Raw genomic sequence first — 22,009 nt, 5'->3', positions numbered from 1 at the left:
GTCTCTCCTGCTCTTTTGTGTCAGCGGCGCTTTTGCGCCTTCTTGATTAGCATGGACCGTTTGGTTTTGCTGAGATGATCAAAATACATCTTGCCGTTGATGTGGTCGATCTGATGCTGCACAGAGGTGGCCCAGAGACCGACAAAATCCTTCTCCACGGTTGCGCCATGCTCATCCATATAGCGCACGGTCACGGCGCGCGGGCGGGAAATTTTGGCAGACACCCCAACAAGGTTCGGGCTGGCCTCTTCATGCTCACGCGGCTGCACGGAGGCATGCAGAATTTCGGGGTTGGCCATGCGGATGGCCTGATTGCCCTCTTCGGTGGCATCCACCACGATCAGGCGCTTGAGCACACCGATCTGGTTTGCCCCCATGCCGACACCGGGCATGGCATACATGGTGTCGATCAGATCATCCCAGACTTGGCGGACCTCATCGGTGATCTCCGCCACAGGGTCGGAAACAGTGCGCAGGCGTTTGTCTGGCCATGGCAGGCAGGGGCGAACGGTCATGGGGTGGTATATCCTTGCAAAATCTCGGTGCGGGCGGTTTCGGATAGGTGATCCAGCGTCACGCGACCGGCGAGATGGTCCATTTCATGTTGAATGCAGCGGGCTTCAAAGCCGTCAAAATCACGCTCATGCGCGCGGCCAAGCTCATCTGTCCACCGCACTGTGATCCCTGTGGGGCGAATAACCGGCACCATCAGGTTGGGGATCGAGAGGCAGCCTTCCTCAAGGCTCTCCACGGTCTCGCTCTGCGTGATGATTTCAGGATTGAGAAAAGCCATGGGGGTGCGCGTGCCCTCTTTCCATGTGCAATCCATCACAAAGAGCCGTTTCATGACCCCGACTTGCGGCCCGGCGAGGCCAAGGCCCGGGGCGGCATACATGGTGTCAAACATATCGGCAATCAGGGGGCGCAGGTCTTCGTCGTTCACAGGCGCGCAAACCTCAGACAGGCGCGCATCTGGATAGAAGACCAGCGGAAGAACACTCATCCGCGCGCCAGCTCACGCTTCATTTTCTGGCTCTTGCGGGTGATCATCTGGCGCTTCATCGGGCCAAGATAGTCGATGAAGAGTTTGCCATTGAGATGGTCAATTTCATGCTGCACGCAGGTCGCCCAGAGCCCATCAAAATCGCGCTCCTGCGGGTTGCCATCCTGATCAATCCAGCCCACGCGCACCTCTGCCGGGCGGGTGACCTCGGCAAACTGCTCAGGAATGGAGAGGCAGCCTTCTTCATAGACATTCAGATCCTCGGAGCTGGACAGCACTTCGGGGTTGAACATCACCATGGGCTCTGGCGTGCCATCCTTGACGCAATCCATCACGATCAGCCGCTCCAGCACACCCACCTGCGGTGCCGCAAGACCGATGCCCGGCGCGTCATACATGGTTTCCAGCATGTCGTCGGCCAGCCTGCGCAGATCATCATTGAGATCAGGCACAGAGGCGCAGATTTTCTTCAGACGCGGGTCGGGGTGGATGAGAATTGGTTTGATCATGGCCTTCATCTAGGGCAGTCGGGCCTTACACGCAACGGGCTTGCGCAACAGGCCATGGGCAGGGTTGCACATGGGACGCAAATCGCTAGCGTGGCTTGCGATGTTAACAAAGGACGCCCCCCATGAATTTTGATGAAATCATCGACCGTTTTGGCACCCATTCCGTGAAATGGGACATGATGGAGCAGCTCTATGGCGTGCCGGCCGATGACGGAATCGCGATGTGGGTGGCGGATATGGATTTCCGCCCTCCCCAATGTGTGAGCGATGCCATTGGCAAAATGCAGTCTCAGGGGGTCTATGGCTATTATGGCGATGAGAGCGCCTATCGCGCGGCGATCTGCTGGTGGATGAAAACCCGCCACAATTGGGAGGTGGATCCTGCGTCGATTTTCACCACCCATGGTTTGGTCAACGGTACCGGGCTTTGCGTGGACAGCTTCACCAAACCCGGCGAGGGCGTGGTCCTGACCACGCCGGTCTATCACGCCTTTGCCCGCGTGATTGAGGCGGCGGGCCGTGAGGTGATCGAATGTCCTCTGGCCTTGACCAATGGGCGCTATGAGATGGATTTTGACGCTTGGGATGCGCAGATGAAAGGGCATGAGACCATGTTCATCCTCTGCTCCCCGCACAATCCGGGGGGGCGCGTCTGGACCCGCGAAGAGCTTCAGGGCGTGGCGGATTTCTGCAAACGCCATGACCTGATTCTGGTGTCAGACGAGATCCACCATGATCTGGTCTATGCGGGCAACACACATATTCCGATGACCAATGTGGATCCGAGTATTCTGGACCGGCTGGTGATGATGACGGCCACCACAAAGACCTTCAATATTGCAGGCAGCCATTCAGGCAATGTGATCATTCCAGACCCGGCGTTGCGGTCAAAATTTGCCGCGCGCATGGCCGCGCTTGGCATTTCTCCCAACAGCTTTGGCCTGTTCATGGCGGAGGCGGCCTATTCGCCGGAGGGTGCGGCCTGGGTGGATGGGCTGATCAGCTATCTCGACACCAACCGCAAGATTCTGGATGCGGCGATTGCCGAGATCCCCGGCGTGGCCTCCATGCCACTGGAAGCGACCTATCTGAGCTGGGTGGATTTCGGCGACACCGGCATGGAGCGCGCAGAATTCACCCGGCGGGTCGAGAAAGACGCCCGCATCTGCGTCAACCACGGCACCACTTTTGGCAAAGGCGGCGAGAGCTATCTCCGGTTCAACATCGCCACGCCACGGGCACGGGTGGAAGAAGCGGCTCAACGCCTGCGCGCTGCCTTCGCCGATCTGCAGTAAGCCTTCTGGGCTCAAACGTTTGGACCTCTCAGAGCGGCGGCGCTCCCGCCGCTTTGGGCCCATCCAGGATGGGCCCGCCCCGTTGGGCGTGGCTCAGCTGCGCTGAGCCTGAGGCGCAAGACCTCTGCAAAGCGCCACATCCTAGTGTCGAGATCAGTTGGGACGGTCCAGCAATCCGGCCGGCACAGTTTCACCGCGATAGAAATCCACCGGTGCCTGATCTGACGCGGGGGTGAACCTCTTGAACTCATAGTGCATTTCGCCATCTTCCTCATCGGTCGCGATGACCAGACACTGATAAAGATGTTTGCTGCCATCATAGAGGTTCACCAACCCGCGCAGCTGCGGCGCGGTTTGTGCATCCAGCGTGAAGCCATCCTCCAGAAAGCGCAGCACACGCACACTCTGTCCATCCGCCTCCACCCGCAGGCGATGGCGTTGTTTCTGAGCTTTCTTGCGTGCGGCGTCGATGCCGGCCTGCACTTCGGCAGAAAAATACGTGGACATGGGCGTCTCCATAGGCGGGCTTGATCGTTCTTGTGATGGTGCGCCGGGTCAAGCGAAGATTCGGTAAATGCCTGCGAAGTGAGGCTTCAGCCCCACAGATACACCACCTCTACCGCTGCAAACTCTGCTTCCAAAAATCTCGCGACAAATCCCTTCACCACAAACCCTCTGTGCAAAAACGCGCAGCCATCGCGCGCCTATCGCTGTTTTGACAGAGGACCGTGACAGCTAGATGTCACTCAAACACTGATGCGCAACACAGAAAGGACTGTCTCATGGGGCTGCTGGTGGACGGAAAATGGACAGACAAATGGTATGACACCAAAAGTACCGGGGGGAAATTCGTGCGCTCACAAGCCCAGTTTCGCAACTGGATCACCCCAGATGGCAGCGCGGGTGCCACCGGCGTTGGCGGCTTCACCCCCGACAGTGGCCGCTATCACCTTTACGTCTCTTATGCCTGTCCCTGGGCCCATCGCACCCTGATCTTTCGCACCCTCAAAGGGCTTGAAGCGCATATCTCCGTCTCTGCCGTACACCCGGACATGCTTGGCGATGGCTGGACATTTGAGAGAGATGAAGACGGTGCCACCGGCGACACGCTCTATGGGCTGCCTTTTGCCCATAGTCTCTACACAAAGGCGGACCCCGCCTATTCAGGCCGTGTCACTGTGCCGATCCTATGGGACAAAGAGCGCGAGACCATCGTGAGCAATGAAAGTTCCGAAATCATCCGCATGTTCAACAGCGCCTTTGATGGTCTGACCGGCAACCATCTTGATTTCTGGCCAGAAGCGGAGCGGGCAGAGATCGAAGAGGTCAATCAACGTATTTATGATACGGTCAACAACGGGGTCTACAAAAGCGGCTTTGCCACCACGCAGGCGGCCTATGATGCGGCAGTGCATCCGCTGTTTGACACATTGGAGTGGCTGGAGGCGCGTCTGAGCAACCAGCGCTATCTGATGGGGGATCACATCACCGAAGCAGATTGGCGTCTGTTCACCACGCTGATCCGCTTTGATCCGGTCTATCACCTGCACTTCAAATGTAACCGCAAGCGGCTGGTGGATTACCCCAATCTCTGGGCCTACACACGCGAGCTCTATCAGGTGCCCGGCGTGGCAGAGACGGTGAATATGCCCCATATCGTCGGGCATTATCACCGCAGCCATGCGAGCATCAATCCGCATGCGATCGTGCCCATCAATCCGATCCTCGACTATGACGCCCCCCATGGGCGTGAGCCTCTTTAGGCGCAGACCCAATGGCCCTACGCAGGTAAGAAAGCTTGCGCAGGGCCAAAGAGATGCGCTAGGCGCGCCTTGCAGGATGGAGCAAAGCGCAATGACCAACAGGCAGACCCAAAATCAGAAGACGCCCCGCGATCATGGCGGCGGCATTGATGCCGCCATTGCCCGATGGGGTGGTACCCGCGCGGGCTGGCTGGATCTGTCCACAGGCATCAACCCAACGCCCTATCCGGTCACCGCCTTTCCCGCGGATGCCTGGACGGCCCTACCGGACAAAGCCGCGCAAGAGGCGCTGCTGCGCGCCGCACGCCAGTTCTGGAACGTGCCTGACACGGCTGCCATCCTGGCCGCGCCCGGTGCCTCTGCGCTGATTGCTCGTATTCCTGCATTGGCAGCAACTGGCCAAGTGGACATCCCCACGCCCACCTATAACGAACATGCCGCCGCCTTTGCCGCACAGGGCTGGCACTTTGCAGACAACGCGCCTGATGCGCGGGTGTTGGTGCACCCCAACAACCCAACAGGCCATTTCTGGAGCACCGATGACCTGACCGCCCCCCTGATGGTGATCGACGAAAGCTTCTGTGACATCGCACCCGAACGCAGCATGATCGCAGAAGCGGCCAAGCCCGGTCGGATCATTCTCAAGAGCTTTGGCAAATTCTGGGGCCTTGCCGGTGCCCGACTGGGTTTTGCCATTGGCGATCCCGCGCTGATTGCGCAACTGGCAGATTTCATGGGGCCTTGGGCCGTGTCCGGCCCCGCGCTGCATCTGGGCACAGCGGCGCTGTCAGATCCCGACTGGGCCGCAGAGACCCGCGCACGGCTGGCTCAGGATGCAACGCGGCTGGACGATCTGATCTGCGCCAAAGGGGCCACGCTGGCAGGTGGCACAGATCTTTTCCGCCTCTATGAGGTGGCAGATGCCGCCCTCTGGCAGGAGCGCCTGGCACAAAGCCACGTCTGGTCCCGCATTTTCCCCTATTCAAAATCCTTCCTGCGACTGGGTCTGCCCGCCGCAGACCGCTGGGCACAATTGGAGGCCGCATTATGAGCACTGCAGCAATCTTGGTCGGCGCGCTGTTGCTGGACGCCGCCTTGGGCGAACCCCGCTGGCTTTGGGACAGGATGCCCCATCCGGCCGTGTTGATGGGACGCGCCATTGGCTGGGCCGATACCCGCTTCAACAGCGGCATGGCCCGGCAGGCCAAAGGCGTCGCCTTGGTTTTGGCGCTGATCACGGCGGCGTTCTTTCTGGGCAAAATCATCGCGCTCTTTGGCTGGCTGCCACAGATGCTGATCGCGGCGATCCTGCTGGCGCAGCGATCCTTGGTGGACCACGTGCGCGCCGTGGGAGATGGGCTGCGCCTGTCGCTGGGCGAAGGGCGTCGCATGGTTGCGCGCATTGTCAGCCGGGATACCGCCACCATGGATCAAAGCGCCGTGGCCCGCTCCGCAATCGAATCTGGTGCCGAAAACCTCAGTGACGGGGTGATTGCCCCAGCGTTCTGGTTTCTCATCGGGGGGCTGCCCGGCCTGCTGATCTATAAGGTGGTGAACACCGCTGACAGCATGATCGGCTATCGCACGCCACGCCATGAGGATTTCGGCTGGGCGGCGGCGCGGCTGGATGACCTACTCAACTGGGTGCCGGCGCGGCTCACCGCCGGGCTGATTGCGCTGACCCATTTGGGGCTCTCCCAATGGCAGGCAATCCGGGAAGATGCCAAACTGCACCGTTCCCCAAACGCAGGCTGGCCTGAGGCCGCCATGGCGCGCGCGCTCAACGTGGCTCTGGCCGGGCCGCGCTCCTATGACGGCAGATTGCAGGCGTTCCCATATGTGAACCCGATGGGGCGCAAAACCCTCAGCGCAGACGCTGTTGAGGCCTGCTGCCGCGCGCTTTGGCTGAGCTGGGGCGGCGCATTGGCGGTGGTCTTCCTGTTCGCACTGTTCTGATCTTAGCTGCTGGGCGCTTGCCCCGTGGTCAGGCTCTGTCTATGTCTGAGATAGTTTCTGACCACGAGGGATTTTCATGCGTCTTTTGCCCGCGCTCGCCGCGCTTGTTCTGTCTGCGGCCACCGCCAGCTCCGCCTATGCGCAATGCGGCGGCTCCTTTAGCAGTTTTGTCAGCGGCCTGAAGCAGGAGGCCCGCGCCAAAGGCTATGACAAATCCACAGTGGATCGTTTCTTTGCCAGCGCACGCCAAGATCCCAAAACCCTGAAGGCCGACCGCTCTCAAGGCGTGTTTCAGATGCCGTTTCTGGATTTCTCCCAGCGCCTGATCAGCCAGAACCGTATTGATGTAGGGCGCAAGAAATCCAAACAATATGACGCCACCTTTGACCGCATTGAGCGCCAGTATGGCGTCTCGCGCGGCGTGCTGCTGGCCTTCTGGGCCTTTGAAACCGACTACGGCGCCTTTCAGGGGGATTTCAACACGCTGAACTCTCTGGTGACATTGGCCCATGACTGTCGCCGCCCCGAGCTCTTCCGACCACAGGTCTTTGCCGCGCTGGAGCTTTACACACGTGGCGATTTCAGCCCCACAAAAACCACCGGGGCCTGGGCCGGGGAAATCGGCATGGTCCAGATGCTGCCTGCCGATATTATCGAAAACGGTGTGGATGGCGATGGCGATGGCAAGGTGCGCCTGAAAACCTCCGCACAGGATGCGCTGATGTCTGGGGGCAAAATGCTCTCTCACCTCGGCTGGCGCACGGGTGAACCCTGGCTGCAGGAAGTCACCGTGCCCCGCGATCTGGATTGGTCCAAATCCGGGCTGGACACCACATTGCCGGCGCAGCAGTGGGCCAAAATGGGCGTCAAACCACGGGAAGGGCAATTCGCCAACCTGCCCGCCTCCCTGCTGTTGCCACAGGGGCGCAAAGGGCCTGCCTTTCTCGCCTACCCCAACTACAGCGTTTATTTTGAGTGGAACAAAAGCTTCGTCTACGTGACCACAGCCGCCTATTTCGCCACCCGTCTGGAGGGTGCAACCCGCTATGACGCGGGCGACCCTGATCCCGGTCTCACAGGCACTCAGATGAAAGCGCTGCAGAAGAAACTCAAGGCACGCGGCCACGATGTGGGCAAGGTCGATGGCATCCTTGGCAAGCTGACCCGCCGTGCGGTGCAGGCCGAACAAAAGCGCCTCGGCCTGCCAGCAGATGCCTGGCCGACAGCCGCGCTGCTCAACGCGCTCTGACGCCCAATCTGGCACACTACATCTGGCGGCGCGGCTCAGGATTGCGCCGCCACCTCCCTGACAGGAAACCGCTGCCCATCGGCGGTCTGCACCACCAGCCGCCCAGCGTTTTCCACAATCCGGTCACAGCGCTCTACCCCGGTGACAAAAGTCACACAGACCACGCTGTCCGCCCCCACCTGCCAATGCCCATACCAGGTGCCACCGCCGCCATAGGTGTATTGATACTGGCCATTGGCCTCATAGACAGATTGACCATCGTCAAAAAACACCAACCGCTGCCCAGACAGCCGTGCCTCCAGCGCCGCTTTATCAAAGCTCTGATCCCCAGACTGCGCTTTCCAATCCTGCGCCCATGCTGGCGCCGCCAGCAGTATCCCCAAAATCCATAAACCGCGCATCTGCACACCTCCTGCCTGCCCCATCCTAGACAGATCAGAGAAAACAGCCGCGTCACAATCCGGTGAGACAGTCTTCTTCTGGCAAGAAATACTCCGGGGAGGAGTCACAGCCTGCTGTGACGGAGGGGCTGGCCCCTCCCTCTTTATGCAACCAGCGTTTCCGCTGCTTTCAGATCCACAGACACCAGCTGGCTCACCCCCTGCTCCACCATGGTCACGCCAAACAGACGGTCCATCCGCGCCATGGTCACGGCGTGGTGGGTGATGATCAGAAAGCGGGTGTTGGTGCGGCGGCACATCTCATCCAGCAAATCACAGAAGCGCGTCACATTGGCATCATCCAGCGGCGCGTCGACCTCATCGAGCACACAGATCGGTGCCGGATTGGCCAGAAACACCGCAAAAATCAGCGCCATGGCGGTCAGGGTCTGCTCGCCCCCGGACAAAAGCGACAGCGTCGACAGTTTCTTACCCGGCGGCTGACACATGATCTCAAGTCCTGCTTCCAGCGGATCGTCGCTTTCCACCAGAACCAGATTGGCCTCGCCGCCGCCAAACAGATGGGTGAACAGCAGGGAGAAGTTGGAATTCACCTGCTCAAAAGCCGTCAAAAGCCGCTCACGGCCTTCTTTATTGAGGCTGGCAATGCCATTTCTGAGCGTGCGGATGGCTTCTTCCAGATCAGCCTTTTCACTGACCAGACCGCCATGTTCTTCTTCAACTTCCTTGATGTCTTCTTCCGCGCGCAGGTTGACCGCACCAAGACTGTCGCGCTGCCGCTTAAGCCGGTTCACATCCGCTTCCGCAGCTTCAGAATCCGGCATCTTATCGGGGTCCAGCGCCAGGCGTTCCAAAAGTTCGGCAGGGGAGAGCTCCTGCTCTTCGCGGATCCGCTCCGCCGCATAGGTCACGGTTTCACGCGCCGCATCAGCCCGCGCTTCTGAGCGTGCCCGTGCCTCCCGCGCTTCGCTGGCCAGCCGCTCGGCATCGCGCTCCGCATGTTCGGCTTCCCGCAGCGCGCCTTCGGCTTCGGCCAGCGCATCGGCCGCCACGCGCCGCCGCTCATCCGCCGCGTCAATCGCTTCGCTGAGCTCTTCGCGTTTGGCGGCGATCTCCTCCGGAGCGGCGCCTGCGTCGATCAGCTCTTCTTCAGAGGCATCCTTGCGCTCTGCCAGCTCGTTCATGCGCTTTTCTGCGGTTTCCAGCCGATGCCGCCAGCCGCTGATCTCTTTCATGACTTCCTGCGTGCGCTTCAGGCGCGCTTCGCCTTCGCGGCGCAACTCATCATGGGCCGAGCGGCGCGACATCATCATGATCCGCGCGCCTTCCACGGTCATCTTGATGTCTTCCACACTCTGACGAGCAGCATCCAGATCGCCCAGATCCGCCAGCGCCCGCTCCGCTTCGGTGAGCTGCTGACGCGCGGCCATGGCCTCTTCTTCGTGGCGGGTCACGGCCAGCCCGAGGCTTTCGAGCCTGCCTTCGGCCAAATTGCGATCTGCTTCGGCGCGGCTGAGCGCACGGTTGGCATCCGCCACCGCACGATCCGCCGCGCGGCGCGCCTCTCGGGCGGCCAGATCCACATCGGCCAATTGGCGCAGGCGGGTCTGTAGCGTCTCATGCGCATCCACCGCCCCATCCGTGCGGGCCGTGGCCTGTGCCATCGCCTGTTTGAGTTCTTCGAGCCGGTTGAGCTGTTGCAGGCGCAGCGCGGCTGCACTGGGGGCATCTTCTGCCCAGGCGCGATAGCCATCCCAGCGCCAGAGATCCCCTTCCATGGAGACCAGCCGCTGTCCGGGCTTCAGAAGCGGCTGCAAGCGCAGGGCATCCTCGGCGGCCACCAGACCAATCTGGCTCATACGGCGCTCCAGAACCTCGGGCACGGAGACATGCTGCACCAGCGATGTCACCCCATCCGGCAGCGGTTGCACATCGCCATATTGCGGCAGCACATACCAGCCGGATGGGCCATCTTCTTCAACCTCCGGCGCGCGCAGATCATCGGCAAGCGCCGCGCCCAGCGCTTTTTCAAAGCCCTGTTGTACCTGCAGGCGGTCCAAAATCTGCCCGCCCTCCGCCGTATCGCGCTCCACCAGCTTGGCCAGCGCCGTGGTCTCTGCCCGCAGGGCGTTGAGCTCGCCTTCGGCTTCAGAGCGTTCGGCCCGCGCTTCTGCCTCCCGGCTCTGCGTCTCGGCGCGCTCTTCCTCCACCTCTGCAAGACGCTCTTCCGCGTCCTGCGCGGCCTCAATGGCCTCTTCTTCGGCCTCCCGTGCCCTCTCCAGATCTTCTGCCGCCCGGCTCAAAGCCCCTTGCGAGTCAGCAACCGCCGCGCGGGCCTTTTCTGCCTCTGCCTCACTTTTGGCTTGGGTCTTCTGACTGTCATCCAGCAGGCGTTGTGCGGATTGGTGGCGCGCGGCCAAACGGGCCACATCTTCGGTCAGCTGAGACAGCTCTGCCTCTCGCTCCTGCAGCACGCTGGCGGCTTCGCGGCTTTCATCAGAGGCTGCCTCAAGCTTGTCCTCATGGCCTTCGCTGGCCTTGGCCAGCTCCCGCTGTTCCCACTCCAGCCGCTCGATGGTGTCTTCGGCATCGCGATTGAGCCCGGATTCACGCTCCATGTCCCGCGCCAATTGCAGGATGCGGTTTTTCAGCGTTTCAATGATCTGCAGCGCATGGGCTTCCTGATCATTCAGGCCATCCCGCTGCACCTGAAGGCGTTGCAACACCGCAGAGGCAATCGCCTCTTCCTCACGCTTGCCTGGCACCACATCATCACAGGCCGTGCGCTGCGCCGCCGCCGCGCGCGCCAGCGCTTCGGCCTTGGCGGCCTGTGTGGTGCGGGTGCGCAGCTCTTCATCCGCGGTGGCACGGGCGTCATCCGCCTCCCGCCAGCGCCGGTAGAGCAGCATGCCCTCTGCCTGCCGCAGCTCTTCGCCGATGGCACGATAGCGGGCCGCCTGTCGCGCCTGCCGCGAAAGCTGACTGAGCTGACTGGCCAGTTGCTCGATCACATCATCCACACGGGCCAGATTGGTCTCTGCACCCTTGAGTTTCAGTTCCGCCTCATGGCGGCGTTGATACAGACCCGAGATGCCGGCGGCCTCTTCGAGGATACGCCGGCGCGCCTTGGGTTTGGCATTGATCAGCTCTGCAATCTGGCCCTGACGCACCAGAGCTGGCGAATGGGCGCCAGTGGAGGCATCGGCAAAGAGCATCTGCACATCGCGGGCGCGCACGTCTTTGGTGTTCACCTTATAGGCGCTGCCCACATCGCGGGTGATGCGGCGGATGATTTCAAGCGCATCATCATCGTTGAACCCGGCGGGCGCGAGGCGCTCGGAGTTGTCGATCTGCAAGGAGACTTCCGCAAAATTGCGCGCCGGACGCGTGGAGGCCCCGGCGAAGATCACATCTTCCATGCCCCCGCCGCGCATCGCCTTCGGGCGGTTCTCCCCCATGACCCAACGCAGCGCTTCCAGCAGATTGGACTTGCCACAGCCATTGGGCCCCACAACACCGGTCAGACCATCTGCGATGATCAGATCGGTAGGGTCCACAAAGCTTTTGAAGCCTGTCAGTCTGAGTTTAGAAAAGCGCAACTCGCGGTGGGTCCTGTGATTCCTTTATATTAAGGAAGTGTGCAGAGGTGGCTTGTGGTGAGTCAACGGCAAACCACTGTATATGGGATTTACCGGAAAGTTATCCACAAGATATCGCCCAACGTTCTGGATATCTTTGGCCTGTACCGGCGTTTGACCCACTCTCCGCACCGCATGCCGCAGTCTCCGCCCACGTCGCCTCCCAGGTCACCTCCGTGCGCGCGCTCAGCAATTGGGCGCCATCTTCGCACATATCCCGCCTTTTCATCAGAATAGCGCGCCCTCTCTGGACAGGCTCAAGACGATCTGAGAGAGATCGCATAAGAGACAGGAGGGGGAAACAGCCATGTCAGACCAGACCACCGCCATCGAAGTGGTTGCAGGCGATCCACGCGATCCACAGGCCACCGCACTTTTGCAGGCGAGCCATGCCCTGATGCAAGAACTGTTTGATCCCGAAGACAATCACTATCTCTCTATCGACGATCTCTGCATTCCCTCGATTCAGTTTTTCGTCGCCCGTGAGGGCGCGCAGACTTTGGGATGCGTCGCCCTGGCCAACAAAGGCAGCTATGGGGAAATCAAATCCATGTTTGTGGACCCGAGCGCGCGCGGCAAGGGCATTGCGCACAAGCTCATGAGTCAACTCGACGCGGCCGCACGCGCCGCGCAGCTCACAGCAATCAAGCTGGAGACCGGCGATAAGCTCAAGGAAGCACATGGGCTTTACTACGCGCATGGCTTTGAAGATTGCGACCCCTTTGGCGATTACGAGGCCAACAGCTCTTCGATCTTCATGACAAAATCGCTGACCTGACACCACGCGGCCACCTCGCATTCCGGGTTCCACAGACGTTTCTCAACGTTTCTGTGTCGGGAGAGGACTTGCCCTCGCCCAGCCCTCGTGGTCAAATATCCTGACCAGTTAGGCGAGAAGGATTTCCATGCCGTTTCAGAAGGTTCAGCCCGAAAAGCTTTCCACATCGGTTGTGCGACAGATTGAGCTGCTGATTTTGCGCGGCATTCTGCGCCCCGGGGAACGGCTGCCTGCGGAGCGGGAGCTCAGCGACCGTCTCGGCGTGTCGCGACCCAGCCTGCGCGAAGCGATTGCGACCTTGCAGGACAAGGGGCTGCTGACCTCCAAAGCCGGGGCGGGGATCTTTGTGGCAGATGTTCTGGGGAGCGCCTTTTCTGAAGCGCTGGTGCAATTGTTTTCGGCCCATGATGAGGCGGTGTTTGACTACATCGCCTTTCGCCGTGACATGGAAGGGCTCGCCGCAGAGCGCGCGGCGGCCTATGCTTCTGACACGGATCTGCAGGTGATACAGGCCGTGTTCGACAAGATGGAAGCGGCCCACCCGAAACGCAATCCAAATGACGAAGCCCAGTTGGATGCGGATTTTCACCTTGCCATCATTGAGGCCAGCCACAACGTGATCATGCTGCATATGATGCGCTCGATGTATCAATTGCTGCGCGAAGGCGTGTTTTACAACCGCATGATCATGTTCAAGCAGCGCACCACGCGGGGCGAACTTCTGGAACAGCACCGCGCCATCAACGCCGCCTTACAGGCCCGTGATTCCAAAGCCGCGCGGGAGGCCGTGATTGCCCATCTGGATTATGTGGAAGGCGCGCTCGCCAACCACAAGAAATCCACACAGAATGAAGAGATTGCCAAACAGCGCTATGAGCATGAGCTCAACCGCTGAGATCAGGCGGCATAGTCCAGCGTGACCTGCAACTGTGTGACGGATTCGGCGGTCATATTCTGCAAGATCAACGCTGGCTCCTGATCAAGGGTCACAAGCGTGCCTTCCACCGTGTGAGACCCTGACAGCAAAATAGTGGCCGTGCCGCTATCCGGATCAAAGGCCGCCTCCCACTCCATCACCGCATCTGCGCCAAAATCGCTGGCGGCAAAGGTCACCACCTCATTGGCAGCATCCAAATCCGCGATCACCACCGCGTCACGGTCCTGATCAAACTCAAACGCCACTTCAAAGCTGTCCGTGCCCGCGCCGCCGGTCAATGTGTCCCCATTGTCCCCAACAAGCACGTCTTCGCCAAAACCACCCTCCAAGACATCCGCCATCTCATCAAGGCTGTCTGGATGTGTGCCATTCAGCGTATCATTGCCAAGCCCGCCCAGAAGGGTGTCCTGCCCGTCAAAATCGCGCAGGAAATCATTGCCCGCACCGCCACGCACAACATCATCCCCAGCCTCTGAGAACCCCAGATTGCCCGCGCCCACGCCGTCATAGATATCGTTATTGTCGCCCAGTGCGATGGTATCATCACCAGCACCGCCGGTCACGGCATCCTCGCCCGCACCGCCAAGGATATAGTCCTCTCCGGCACCTCCGCTAAGCGCATCACCGCTCGCACCGCCCATCAGCGTGTCATTGCCCACGCCGCCATCAAGCCAATCGGCACCATTGCCGCCGCGCAGCACATCATTACCGCCTTCGCCCAGCACCGTGTCATCCTCGGCACCGCCCTCAAAATCATCATCATCACCGGTCAGCGACATCAAACCGTCTGCAGAGGCGAACTCCGCCTGACTGGGCATGTAGCTGGGATCTGAAGCGGGGTCCTCGCTTTCATCTGCGGCACCCTCATCCGGAAGATCATAGCCCGACAACATGTCAGCCATCATGCCAACACCAAACACTGCGGTAATTGCTATAATTGCGAGCATGTCTTTTCCTCACGCCATCCCAAACCTTGAGTAAGGGGTAGCGTGGGAATCAGGCTGCAATGGGGCAGGAGCATGCCGCTTTCTTGCCGAAAGCCTTGCCAAACCCTTTATAAAAAACGGAGGCCGCATGGGGCCTCCGTCTGTGATACTTCTGAGGAACGTTTGCCGAGAGGCAGGACTTCAGGCTTTGTCCGTGCCGACGTTCTCGGCAAATGACTTTTCAAAAGCCTGCTGCTTTTCGGCGCTCGCGTCGGTCTGATAATTGGCTTTCCAGTCATCCATGGTCATGCCGTAAAAAATCTCACGCGCCTCGTTTTTGTCCATCGCAATGCCGCGTTCGTTGGCCGCTTCCTGATACCAGCGCGACAGGCAGTTGCGACAGAAACCCGCGAGGTTCATCATGTCGATGTTCTGAACATCGGTGCGCTTTTCCATAAGATGCGCCCGCAGGGTGCGAAAGGCGGCGGCTTCGAGTTCGATCTGGGTCTGCTTGTCCATGGCTCATCCTTTGAGGCCCCTTTGCTAGGGCACACATGCTGCTGTGGCTCAGGCCTAGCAATCCGCGCCTCTCAGAGCAAGCGCGTCACAATAACGTCAGTGCGAGCCACGGCACCAAGGCAAAGACAAAGATCAACACTTTATAGGTGCCCAGCCACTGAAAATAGAGCGGTGCCAGCGAGCGTTTTTCCACCCCACTGATCCGTGCATGGATATCACTGATCACATCGCGCAACCCGTAGATCATCACCGTGGCAAAAAGCAGAAGCCCGATGTGAATCACCGTCATCCATCCAAAGAAAGCCGTAAGAGTCGCCTGGGTCATGTCAGCCTCCTTTCAGCTGTGTTTGTCCCATGTTTGAGATGGGGAGTACCTCCCTGTCTCTCAAGGGCCCAGGCTTTGGATTTGGCGCCAATATCCTGCGCTCAGAAGCCACCTTCGCGCAAGGTATCGGTTAGGATCGGCGCCAGTCGCTCTGCCCATGCCTGTTGACCTGCCTCTGTGTCGATCTCATCGTGGCGCAGCTCGATCAGCGCATTGAGACGCCCTGAGGCCAGCGCATGCTGGTCAATGCTGTCACCGGGAAGATAGCCGTCATAGGGTTCATTGTCCCCAACGGTCAGATCTTCTTCGCGCGCAAGCCGCGTGATCAGCGCGCGCCCAAAGCGATCCTCCTGCGAAGCATGCAGAACCCCAATTTCCCAAGGGCGCGGCGCGCGGCCTTTCAGCTTGGGCGAAAAGCTGTGCATCGCAATGATCACCACATCTTCACGGGCTGTCGCCAGCGCTTCCAAGGCGTCATGATAAGGGCGGTAGTGGGTGGCAACCCGACGCGCGATTTCCGCATCGTCCACATGGCGGTTGGCAGGGATGATGGTACCGTCATAAAGCCGCATCACCAACGTCGGATCATCCATGCCCCGGTTGGGGTCAATGCACAGTCGGGACCAGTTGGCACAGATCACCGGCGCATCCAGAAGCTCGCCGAGTTTCAGCGAGGTGCCCCGCGCGCCGACATCATAGGCAATGTGGCGCGCCATCTCTTCGGCAGGCAAGCCAAGATCTCCCCCGGCGATGTCCTCGGGCACAAAATTTGAAGCATGATCACAGGTGATCAGCCAACGCGCGCGCCGGTCAGCGCCATAGATAGAAAACGGTGTATATGTCATGGGCCTGTCATTGCTATATAGTTGGATGTAGGTCACTTCTGCGAGAAAGGGAATTCTCGATGCAGGGACAGCTTGCATTTGTTAGCGTTAACAGGTAGCGCAGATCAAGAGATGAGCACGCAGGGAAGTGACTTGCGGGCAAGACGGGCAAAGCCGAAGAAAGACGGATCATGAGACGACTGAGAAACGTAAAAATCGTAGCCACTCTGGGGCCAGCTTCCGAAACCTACGACATGATCCGGGCGCTCCATGAGGCCGGGGCAGATGTGTTCCGCCTGAACATGAGCCACGGCAGCCACGAAGAAATCCGCGAAAAACACCGCATCATCCGTCAGGTGGAAAAAGACCTGCAAAGCCCAATCGCCATTCTGGCAGATCTTCAGGGCCCCAAGCTGCGTGTCGGTGTTTTTGCCAATGGCGAAGAAGAACTGGTCGAAGGCGCAAAGTTCCGTCTGGATCTGGACAGCACAGAGGGCGATGCAGAGCGCGTCTGCCTGCCCCACCCAGAGATTTTCGCTGCACTGAAACCCGGCGCGAACCTTTTGGTGAATGACGGCAAGATCCGCCTGCAGGTCGAAGACTGCGGCGAAGACTATGCCAATTGCGTGGTGACCACGGCAGGCATCATCTCCAACCGCAAAGGCGTGAACGTGCCGGATGTGGTGCTGCCACTGGCCGCGCTGTCAGAGAAAGACCGCGACGATCTGGAATTTGTCTGCGGCCTTGGTGTGGACTGGCTGGCGCTCTCCTTTGTGCAGCGTCCCGAAGATGTTCAGGAAGCCCGCGATCTAGCACAGGGGCGCGCCGCGATCCTCTCCAAGATCGAAAAACCCGCTGCTGTGGAAGCCTTTGATGACATCCTGGCGGCCTCTGACGGCATCATGGTGGCGCGTGGGGATCTGGGTGTGGAACTGCCGGTCAGCGCCGTGCCCCCGATCCAGAAACGCCTGGTGCGTAAATGCCGCCATGTGGCCAAGCCGGTGATTGTGGCCACACAGATGCTGGAAAGCATGATCGACAGCCCGATGCCAACCCGTGCGGAAATCTCCGATGTGGCCACCGCCATCTATGAAGGCTCTGATGCCATCATGCTGTCTGCCGAATCCGCCGCGGGCAGCTATCCGATCGAGGCGGTCACCACGATGAACAATGTGGCCGTGGAAGTGGAAAGCGATCCCACCTACCGCGAAATTATTGAGGCCAGCCGCACACAGCCGCGCTCAGGCGTGGCCGACGCCATTGTGGCTGCGGCCCGTGAGATCGCCGAAACCACACAGGTTGCGGCCATCTGCTGCTTCAGCCAATCGGGCACCACAGCGCTGCTGATTGCGCGCGAACGCCCGCGCGTGCCGATCATTGCCATGACCTCTCTGCGCGGCACCGCCCGCCGCCTGGCGCTCAGCTGGGGCACCAACTGTGTGATCACCTCCAACGTCAGCCGCTTTAAAATGGCCGTTGTCGCCTCGGCCCGTGCCGCACGTGATCTGGGCTATGCGGAGGAAAGCGATCAGATCGTTGTGACCGCAGGTCTGCCCTTCAACGTACCGGGCACCACCAACATTCTGCGCGTGTCGCCTTGTGACGAGCGTTTGATTTTCAACGTCGAGTCAGAGTAGCGTCAGCCGGACAGATTCCGGACGTCCCTATGACAACAGACTATTTGATCACCATCGGGCTTCTGGTCGGGCTGTTTTCCATCCCGGCCATGCTCGCGGCCTATGCCGATGACCGATTCCCCCGCGCCCCCATGGCGGCCTTTGTGCTGTCTGCCGCCGTGATCGCCATTGCGCTCATGCTCAACCCCATGCGCTATAGCGTGGCGGAACTGCCCAATGTGGTGGTACGGGTCATCGCTGATATCCTCAACTGACCTCATTGACGCGCGAGGCCGCAAAAGCGGCAAATAGGCCTTGCGCGCCTGACCTAAGCGCTCTATACGGCGCCTCTATTCGCGCGACCGGCTGGATGGCATGCCGAGTCGCGTTTGTCACCGACCGAATACAAAGGAGACGGAAATGCCTAAGATGAAGACCAAGTCGAGCGCCAAAAAGCGCTTCAAGGTCACTGCCTCTGGCAAAGTGAAAGCCGGCCAAGCCGGTAAGCGCCACGGCATGATCAAACGCACAAACAAATTCCTGCGTGATGCACGCGGCACCACAACGCTGTCCGCACCGGACACGAAGATCGTCAAGGGCTTCATGCCCTACGACCGCTAAGAGGAGATTGATATATGTCCCGCGTTAAAGGTGGTACCGTAACCCACGCCCGTCACAAGAAAGTCGTCAAGGCCGCAAAAGGCTACTACGGCCGTCGTAAAAACACCTTCAAGGTGGCACGTCAGGCCGTTGACAAGGCGAACCAGTACGCAACTCGTGACCGTAAGAACCGGAAGCGTAATTTCCGTGCGCTCTGGATCCAGCGTATCAACGCTGCTGTCCGCGCACATGACGAGGCGCTGACCTACTCCCGCTTCATCAACGGCCTGAACCTGGCTGGCATCGAAGTGGACCGTAAGGTTCTGGCCGATCTGGCCGTGCATGAGCCCGAAGCATTTGCTGCGATCGTGGATCAGGCAAAAGGCGCTCTGGCAGCTTAAGCCACAGCGACAAACAATTCAGAAAAGCCCGGCAGTTTGTTCTGCCGGGCTTTTTCTTTTTTGACTTTTTGCCGGCAGTAAAGCAACCTTAAGGGGTAAAATCACACAATATGCAATTATAGCATACTGCACGAAGTCACCGTGTCCTCTATGGATCCATCCAAATCAGGAATACACTTTTGAAATATTTTGCACTAGTTATTGCCGCCGTCACGCTCAGCGCATGCGGTGATGCCCTCACCTACCCGGCTGAAATTGAGAAACAAAAAGAACAACTGGAAGCAAAAGCTCCGACACCAGTCGATCAAATTCAGATCACGAGCGCAGACACTATCAACAACGGCAACTTCGAAGTCTTGGGCCCTGTAAAAGGCACCGTCGGCAAAGCCACGGCCTTTCATGCCAACCCAACTCAGGAACAAGCCGAACAAAAACTGAGAATCGAAGCCGCAGAACTCAACGCCGATGCCATTATCAATGCCAGCATATCCGAAGTCAAAGTCTGCGCTTTGAGCTGGGGTTGTCGCGAGCTTTCTGGCACTGCGGTCAAACTCACAAAGTAACACATCGCCCCTCAAACAGCAGGGCGCTCCCGCTTCCTGCTGTTCAGCGCTGATCAGCCAGAAAACGCGGCGCAGCCAAACTGGCAAAATTATCTAAAAATCCATTTATCGCCACATTCCCCCCCAAGATTCTCCAAAATTTTCAATGAGAAAGAGGTATCTGCCGGGGGACTATCTGTATGGCGCGTATCAGTGAGCTACATTATTCAAACGCCTATGCCGCGAGCAGCGGTGTCAGTGAATTTCTTGAAATTGCCCTGAACCCCAACGAAAATCCTGCCGACTTTGTTGCCTCCTTTTACGAAGCCAACGGCACAGAAGGTTTTCGCCTGCGGCTGGATGATCCGGGTATCACCGTTTCCACCGGAGCAGGTGGCGAATTGGTCTATGTTATTTCAGCTGATGTCTATCCGATCCAATTGACCGATCCGAACGGCAATACGGCAGGAAATTACGAAGCTTTTGCGCTCACCAATACAACGACTAACACCGTCTTTGATTTCTACGACATTGGCGGCGGCACCCGGAACATCACCGCCACCAATGGTGCGGCCAGCGGTGCCACCTCAGAAAACATCGCGGTTCCTTTCGGCCCCAACGCCACCACCACGACCATTCAATTCAACCAACCCAACCCGGGTACAGCGGTCTATGAAAGCGTTGATCCCGGCGCAACCGGCGTGATTTGCTTTGTTGCAGGAGCTCAGATCATCACTCCGGATGGTCTCAAACCAGTGGAAAGCCTCAAAGTTGGGGATTTGGTGATCACCCGCGACAATGGTTTCAAACCAGTCGGCTGGATCGGACAGCGCACCGTACCTGGAAAGGGCGATCTGGCACCCATTCGACTGGCCAAGGGTTTTCTGGGTGCACAGCGCCCGCACTACGTTTCCCCCAACCATCGCATTCTCGTCTCCGGTGCCTTTGCAGAAATGCTATTTGGCGAAAGCGAAATTCTCGTGCCGGCCAAAGCACTGGTGGTCAACGATCGGGTCAGCCAGTGCCCCTGCGAAAGCGTCACCTATGTGCACATCATGTTCGACCAGCATGAAATCGTCACTGTCGATGGCGTTGAAAGCGAAAGCTTTTATCCCGGAAAATCAGGCATGGACACGCTCGAAGACGCCACCCGTGAGGAACTGATATCGCTCTTCCCGGAACTGGAAAGCCAAGATGCTGCCCCATGGTACACCGCGCGCATGGTCACAACCGCACGGGAAGGGGCGGCCGTTGCAGCCTATCTTTGACAAGGGCAAGCTGAACAGAACATTAGTTGAATTTAAATTGAACGATAACAGAACAAATTAGAAACAAGTTACACTTTATTTACCAAACCACCTTCATGATACCGGAGCGGCATGTGTTTGCCGCGTGTTTGTACCAGTATTTGGAGGTTTCCATGGCCCGGATCACCGAGCTGCATTTTCCCTGTGCCACCACCGCTCCTGAAGCCGTGGAGCCATATGTTGAAGTCACCCTATCCCCAAGCGAGGCGCCCGGCGATTTTGTCCTGTCTCTCTATCACCCCGATGGTACGGTCGGTGTGGAAATTCCTCTGTCACAGCCGAACATTCTGGTTGCCATCGCACCGGACACCAGCGCTCGCAAACTCGTACTGGCCGCTTCACATTTTCCGCTCCTGAATATGCAACCCGACGGGCAGGACCGCGGGAACTACACCGGATTTGCCCTCACCGATATGGCCAGCGGGCGGCTCATCACCTTTTGTGACATCAGTATTGGGGTAACACGCTTGGTGGCGCTTGATGGCGCGGCGCAGGGGCACAGCTCTCGCCCCTTCGCTCAGAAGGCCCCCCCGGCCAAAAGGCTTTGCCCGCCACCGCCTCCCGCACGCCAACCGCAAAGACCTGCCTCTCAACCTCTCGTCGCTCAGGCAGACGGGGCCTCTGGCGTGGCCTGCTTTGCGGCGGGCACCCGCATCCGCACCAAGGTCGGTCATCAGCTCATTGACACATTGCGCGCCGGAGATCTGATCTGGACCCGCGACAACGGCCTTCAACCTATTCTCTGGATTGGCAAACGCACGCTCTCTGGCCGCTTCCGCTATGCCCCGATCCAGATCGCGCAGGAAACCTTTGGCGCACTGAAACCGCATTGGGTTTCCCCGGATCACCTCCTCCTCCTCACAGGCTGGCGTGCAGAACTGCTCTATCAGGAGCAAGAAATTCTGGTTCCGGCGCGCGCGCTGGTCGATGCCTGTGACGTGCGCATCAGCACCTGTGAAACCGTGACCTATTTTCACCTCGCTTTTGAGCATCCCCAGATTGTCAGCGGTGATGGTGTGCTGAGTCAGTGTTTTCATCCAGACAGCGTCGCCAGCCGCCCCGCTGGAGCCAGCGCACATGCCGAGATGTTTGCGCTCTTTCCTGCTCTGGCCGCAGGCGCACATGTCTATGGCAACACACGCAAAAAATCCACTCAGCCAAAGACCCAGACATCATTGGGCCCAATCCTGATGCGGCCACAATAGGCCATGACACGTCAGCTTGCGGCGGGGCCTTTGCCCGCGCCTCGATTTAGGAGAGCCGCTCGTTGAAAATTCTGTGATCAACGCCCAAGAAAAAAGGGGTTTCCCTCCTTTCAAAAGAGGCGTAATGGGCCCCAGCTTTCCCGGCGGGGCCCGTCGATCTGCGCTCTGTCACCACACAGCCTGACCTCGTGGCCCACCGGTTTTTACATGCAGGA

General features: G+C 59.2%; 24 protein-coding genes. 14 read left to right on the top strand and 10 right to left on the bottom strand.

The genetic code is table 11. The features are described 5' to 3' along the window. Positions 1-20: 20 nt before the first annotated feature. The 3 genes from def (J7382_RS03300) to def (J7382_RS03290) are packed head-to-tail and all read right to left on the bottom strand — an operon-like array spanning position 21 to position 1,512. A complete protein-coding gene (gene def, locus J7382_RS03300; RefSeq protein WP_209067098.1) occupies positions 21-515 on the bottom strand; it encodes a peptide deformylase in 495 nt (164 codons plus the stop codon). After that, entirely contained in the window at positions 512-1,003 is a 492-nt protein-coding gene (gene def / locus J7382_RS03295; protein WP_209067097.1) for a peptide deformylase, read from the bottom strand. The genes def (J7382_RS03300) and def (J7382_RS03295) overlap by 4 nt, the downstream gene beginning before the upstream one ends. Continuing rightward, on the bottom strand, positions 1,000-1,512 hold the full coding sequence (gene def / locus J7382_RS03290) for a peptide deformylase (RefSeq protein WP_209067096.1): 513 nt from the start codon (positions 1,510-1,512) through the stop codon (positions 1,000-1,002). The genes def (J7382_RS03295) and def (J7382_RS03290) overlap by 4 nt, the downstream gene beginning before the upstream one ends. Positions 1,513-1,634: 122 nt before the next feature. On the opposite strand from def (J7382_RS03290), the gene J7382_RS03285 reads away from it, so the two are divergent. Further along, positions 1,635-2,807, top strand: a complete 1,173-nt coding sequence (locus J7382_RS03285; protein WP_209067095.1) for a MalY/PatB family protein — start codon at positions 1,635-1,637, stop codon at positions 2,805-2,807. Between the two features lie 153 nt (positions 2,808-2,960). Here the strand turns inward: J7382_RS03285 and J7382_RS03280 are convergent, their stop codons facing one another. Continuing rightward, complete coding sequence (locus tag J7382_RS03280) at positions 2,961-3,314, bottom strand: hypothetical protein (protein ID WP_058241198.1); 354 nt, start codon at positions 3,312-3,314, stop codon at positions 2,961-2,963. Between the two features lie 275 nt (positions 3,315-3,589). Here J7382_RS03280 and J7382_RS03275 point away from each other — a divergent pair, with 275 nt between their 5' ends. The 4 genes from J7382_RS03275 to J7382_RS03260 all read left to right on the top strand — a co-directional run bounded on the left by J7382_RS03275 (position 3,590) and on the right by J7382_RS03260 (position 7,775). Further along, on the top strand, positions 3,590-4,570 hold the full coding sequence (locus J7382_RS03275; protein WP_209067094.1) for a glutathione S-transferase family protein: 981 nt from the start codon (positions 3,590-3,592) through the stop codon (positions 4,568-4,570). A 91-nt stretch (positions 4,571-4,661) separates the two neighbouring features. After that, positions 4,662-5,621 (top strand): threonine-phosphate decarboxylase, encoded by a 960-nt coding sequence (locus tag J7382_RS03270; RefSeq protein ID WP_209067093.1) that lies wholly within the window; start codon positions 4,662-4,664, stop codon positions 5,619-5,621. Further along, entirely contained in the window at positions 5,618-6,526 is a 909-nt protein-coding gene (gene cbiB / locus J7382_RS03265) for an adenosylcobinamide-phosphate synthase CbiB (RefSeq protein ID WP_209067090.1), read from the top strand. The genes J7382_RS03270 and cbiB overlap by 4 nt, the downstream gene beginning before the upstream one ends. Before the next feature lie 76 nt (positions 6,527-6,602). Then, positions 6,603-7,775 carry a lytic murein transglycosylase gene (locus tag J7382_RS03260; protein ID WP_209067088.1) on the top strand — a complete coding sequence of 391 codons (1,173 nt, stop codon included), beginning with the start codon at positions 6,603-6,605 and terminating at the stop codon, positions 7,773-7,775. Positions 7,776-7,810: 35 nt separating this feature from the next. On the opposite strand, the gene J7382_RS03255 is transcribed toward J7382_RS03260, so the two are convergent. Together J7382_RS03255 and smc are read right to left on the bottom strand one after the other, a co-directional pair. Further along, positions 7,811-8,176 (bottom strand): hypothetical protein, encoded by a 366-nt coding sequence (locus J7382_RS03255; RefSeq protein ID WP_209067087.1) that lies wholly within the window; start codon positions 8,174-8,176, stop codon positions 7,811-7,813. A 143-nt stretch (positions 8,177-8,319) separates the two neighbouring features. Beyond that, positions 8,320-11,775, bottom strand: a complete 3,456-nt coding sequence (gene smc / locus J7382_RS03250) for a chromosome segregation protein SMC (protein ID WP_209067086.1) — start codon at positions 11,773-11,775, stop codon at positions 8,320-8,322. Between the two features lie 346 nt (positions 11,776-12,121). On the opposite strand from smc, the gene J7382_RS03245 reads away from it, so the two are divergent. Both J7382_RS03245 and J7382_RS03240 read left to right on the top strand, forming a co-directional pair. Further along, complete coding sequence (locus J7382_RS03245; protein WP_209067085.1) at positions 12,122-12,592, top strand: GNAT family N-acetyltransferase; 471 nt, start codon at positions 12,122-12,124, stop codon at positions 12,590-12,592. A 127-nt stretch (positions 12,593-12,719) separates the two neighbouring features. Continuing rightward, positions 12,720-13,487 (top strand): FCD domain-containing protein, encoded by a 768-nt coding sequence (locus J7382_RS03240; protein ID WP_209067084.1) that lies wholly within the window; start codon positions 12,720-12,722, stop codon positions 13,485-13,487. Positions 13,488-13,489: 2 nt separating this feature from the next. Here J7382_RS03240 and J7382_RS03235 read toward each other — a convergent pair whose 3' ends face one another. From J7382_RS03235 to J7382_RS03220, 4 genes are all read right to left on the bottom strand, one after another. Next, the gene (locus tag J7382_RS03235; protein ID WP_209067083.1) at positions 13,490-14,476 is read right to left on the bottom strand and encodes a calcium-binding protein; all 987 of its coding nucleotides are present in this window, start codon (positions 14,474-14,476) and stop codon (positions 13,490-13,492) included. A gap of 180 nt (positions 14,477-14,656) precedes the next feature. Next, on the bottom strand, positions 14,657-14,974 hold the full coding sequence (locus tag J7382_RS03230; RefSeq protein ID WP_209067081.1) for a DUF1244 domain-containing protein: 318 nt from the start codon (positions 14,972-14,974) through the stop codon (positions 14,657-14,659). A gap of 85 nt (positions 14,975-15,059) precedes the next feature. After that, positions 15,060-15,299 (bottom strand): DUF6868 family protein, encoded by a 240-nt coding sequence (locus J7382_RS03225; protein ID WP_058241089.1) that lies wholly within the window; start codon positions 15,297-15,299, stop codon positions 15,060-15,062. Between the two features lie 101 nt (positions 15,300-15,400). Continuing rightward, positions 15,401-16,144: an N-formylglutamate amidohydrolase gene (locus tag J7382_RS03220; RefSeq protein WP_209067079.1), complete on the bottom strand. Its 744-nt coding sequence runs from the start codon at positions 16,142-16,144 to the stop codon at positions 15,401-15,403. 170 nt (positions 16,145-16,314) lie between these two features. Between J7382_RS03220 and pyk the strand changes: the two genes are divergently transcribed. From pyk to J7382_RS03185, 7 genes are all read left to right on the top strand, one after another. Beyond that, positions 16,315-17,760, top strand: coding sequence for a pyruvate kinase (gene pyk, locus J7382_RS03215; protein WP_058241087.1), 1,446 nt, complete (start codon positions 16,315-16,317; stop codon positions 17,758-17,760). 29 nt (positions 17,761-17,789) lie between these two features. After that, the gene (locus J7382_RS03210) at positions 17,790-18,014 is read left to right on the top strand and encodes a hypothetical protein (protein WP_209067076.1); all 225 of its coding nucleotides are present in this window, start codon (positions 17,790-17,792) and stop codon (positions 18,012-18,014) included. Between the two features lie 145 nt (positions 18,015-18,159). Further along, positions 18,160-18,360 (top strand): 50S ribosomal protein L35, encoded by a 201-nt coding sequence (gene rpmI / locus J7382_RS03205; RefSeq protein WP_209067074.1) that lies wholly within the window; start codon positions 18,160-18,162, stop codon positions 18,358-18,360. 14 nt (positions 18,361-18,374) lie between these two features. Continuing rightward, positions 18,375-18,740, top strand: coding sequence for a 50S ribosomal protein L20 (rplT, locus tag J7382_RS03200; protein WP_058241084.1), 366 nt, complete (start codon positions 18,375-18,377; stop codon positions 18,738-18,740). A gap of 179 nt (positions 18,741-18,919) precedes the next feature. Continuing rightward, a complete protein-coding gene (locus J7382_RS03195; RefSeq protein WP_209067072.1) occupies positions 18,920-19,303 on the top strand; it encodes a hypothetical protein in 384 nt (127 codons plus the stop codon). Between the two features lie 179 nt (positions 19,304-19,482). Then, positions 19,483-20,550, top strand: a complete 1,068-nt coding sequence (locus tag J7382_RS03190; protein ID WP_209067071.1) for a Hint domain-containing protein — start codon at positions 19,483-19,485, stop codon at positions 20,548-20,550. A gap of 152 nt (positions 20,551-20,702) precedes the next feature. Continuing rightward, positions 20,703-21,794, top strand: coding sequence for a Hint domain-containing protein (locus J7382_RS03185; RefSeq protein WP_209067070.1), 1,092 nt, complete (start codon positions 20,703-20,705; stop codon positions 21,792-21,794). Positions 21,795-22,009 lie beyond the last annotated feature (215 nt).

Origin of the sequence: Shimia sp. R11_0 (genome assembly GCF_017744035.1) — a bacterium.
Classification (GTDB): domain Bacteria; phylum Pseudomonadota; class Alphaproteobacteria; order Rhodobacterales; family Rhodobacteraceae; genus Shimia; species Shimia marina.
Note: the sequence above shows the minus strand (reverse complement) of the source record. Positions and strands in the feature narration are given on the sequence as shown.

Coding starts and splice junctions, on each gene's coding strand:
- pyk (WP_058241087.1), top strand. CDS start 16,315: ATGAGACGACTGAGAAACGTAAAAATCGTAGCCACTCTGGGGCCAGCT.
- J7382_RS03245 (WP_209067085.1), top strand. CDS start 12,122: ATGTCAGACCAGACCACCGCCATCGAAGTGGTTGCAGGCGATCCACGC.
- J7382_RS03270 (WP_209067093.1), top strand. CDS start 4,662: ATGACCAACAGGCAGACCCAAAATCAGAAGACGCCCCGCGATCATGGC.
- cbiB (WP_209067090.1), top strand. CDS start 5,618: ATGAGCACTGCAGCAATCTTGGTCGGCGCGCTGTTGCTGGACGCCGCC.
- J7382_RS03285 (WP_209067095.1), top strand. CDS start 1,635: ATGAATTTTGATGAAATCATCGACCGTTTTGGCACCCATTCCGTGAAA.
- J7382_RS03190 (WP_209067071.1), top strand. CDS start 19,483: ATGGCGCGTATCAGTGAGCTACATTATTCAAACGCCTATGCCGCGAGC.
- J7382_RS03275 (WP_209067094.1), top strand. CDS start 3,590: ATGGGGCTGCTGGTGGACGGAAAATGGACAGACAAATGGTATGACACC.
- def (WP_209067097.1), bottom strand. CDS start 1,003: ATGAGTGTTCTTCCGCTGGTCTTCTATCCAGATGCGCGCCTGTCTGAG.
- J7382_RS03220 (WP_209067079.1), bottom strand. CDS start 16,144: ATGACATATACACCGTTTTCTATCTATGGCGCTGACCGGCGCGCGCGT.
- def (WP_209067098.1), bottom strand. CDS start 515: ATGACCGTTCGCCCCTGCCTGCCATGGCCAGACAAACGCCTGCGCACT.
- J7382_RS03260 (WP_209067088.1), top strand. CDS start 6,603: ATGCGTCTTTTGCCCGCGCTCGCCGCGCTTGTTCTGTCTGCGGCCACC.
- J7382_RS03255 (WP_209067087.1), bottom strand. CDS start 8,176: ATGCGCGGTTTATGGATTTTGGGGATACTGCTGGCGGCGCCAGCATGG.
- J7382_RS03280 (WP_058241198.1), bottom strand. CDS start 3,314: ATGTCCACGTATTTTTCTGCCGAAGTGCAGGCCGGCATCGACGCCGCA.
- J7382_RS03210 (WP_209067076.1), top strand. CDS start 17,790: ATGACAACAGACTATTTGATCACCATCGGGCTTCTGGTCGGGCTGTTT.
- J7382_RS03230 (WP_209067081.1), bottom strand. CDS start 14,974: ATGGACAAGCAGACCCAGATCGAACTCGAAGCCGCCGCCTTTCGCACC.
- J7382_RS03225 (WP_058241089.1), bottom strand. CDS start 15,299: ATGACCCAGGCGACTCTTACGGCTTTCTTTGGATGGATGACGGTGATT.
- def (WP_209067096.1), bottom strand. CDS start 1,512: ATGATCAAACCAATTCTCATCCACCCCGACCCGCGTCTGAAGAAAATC.
- J7382_RS03240 (WP_209067084.1), top strand. CDS start 12,720: ATGCCGTTTCAGAAGGTTCAGCCCGAAAAGCTTTCCACATCGGTTGTG.
- J7382_RS03235 (WP_209067083.1), bottom strand. CDS start 14,476: ATGCTCGCAATTATAGCAATTACCGCAGTGTTTGGTGTTGGCATGATG.
- rpmI (WP_209067074.1), top strand. CDS start 18,160: ATGCCTAAGATGAAGACCAAGTCGAGCGCCAAAAAGCGCTTCAAGGTC.
- rplT (WP_058241084.1), top strand. CDS start 18,375: ATGTCCCGCGTTAAAGGTGGTACCGTAACCCACGCCCGTCACAAGAAA.
- J7382_RS03185 (WP_209067070.1), top strand. CDS start 20,703: ATGGCCCGGATCACCGAGCTGCATTTTCCCTGTGCCACCACCGCTCCT.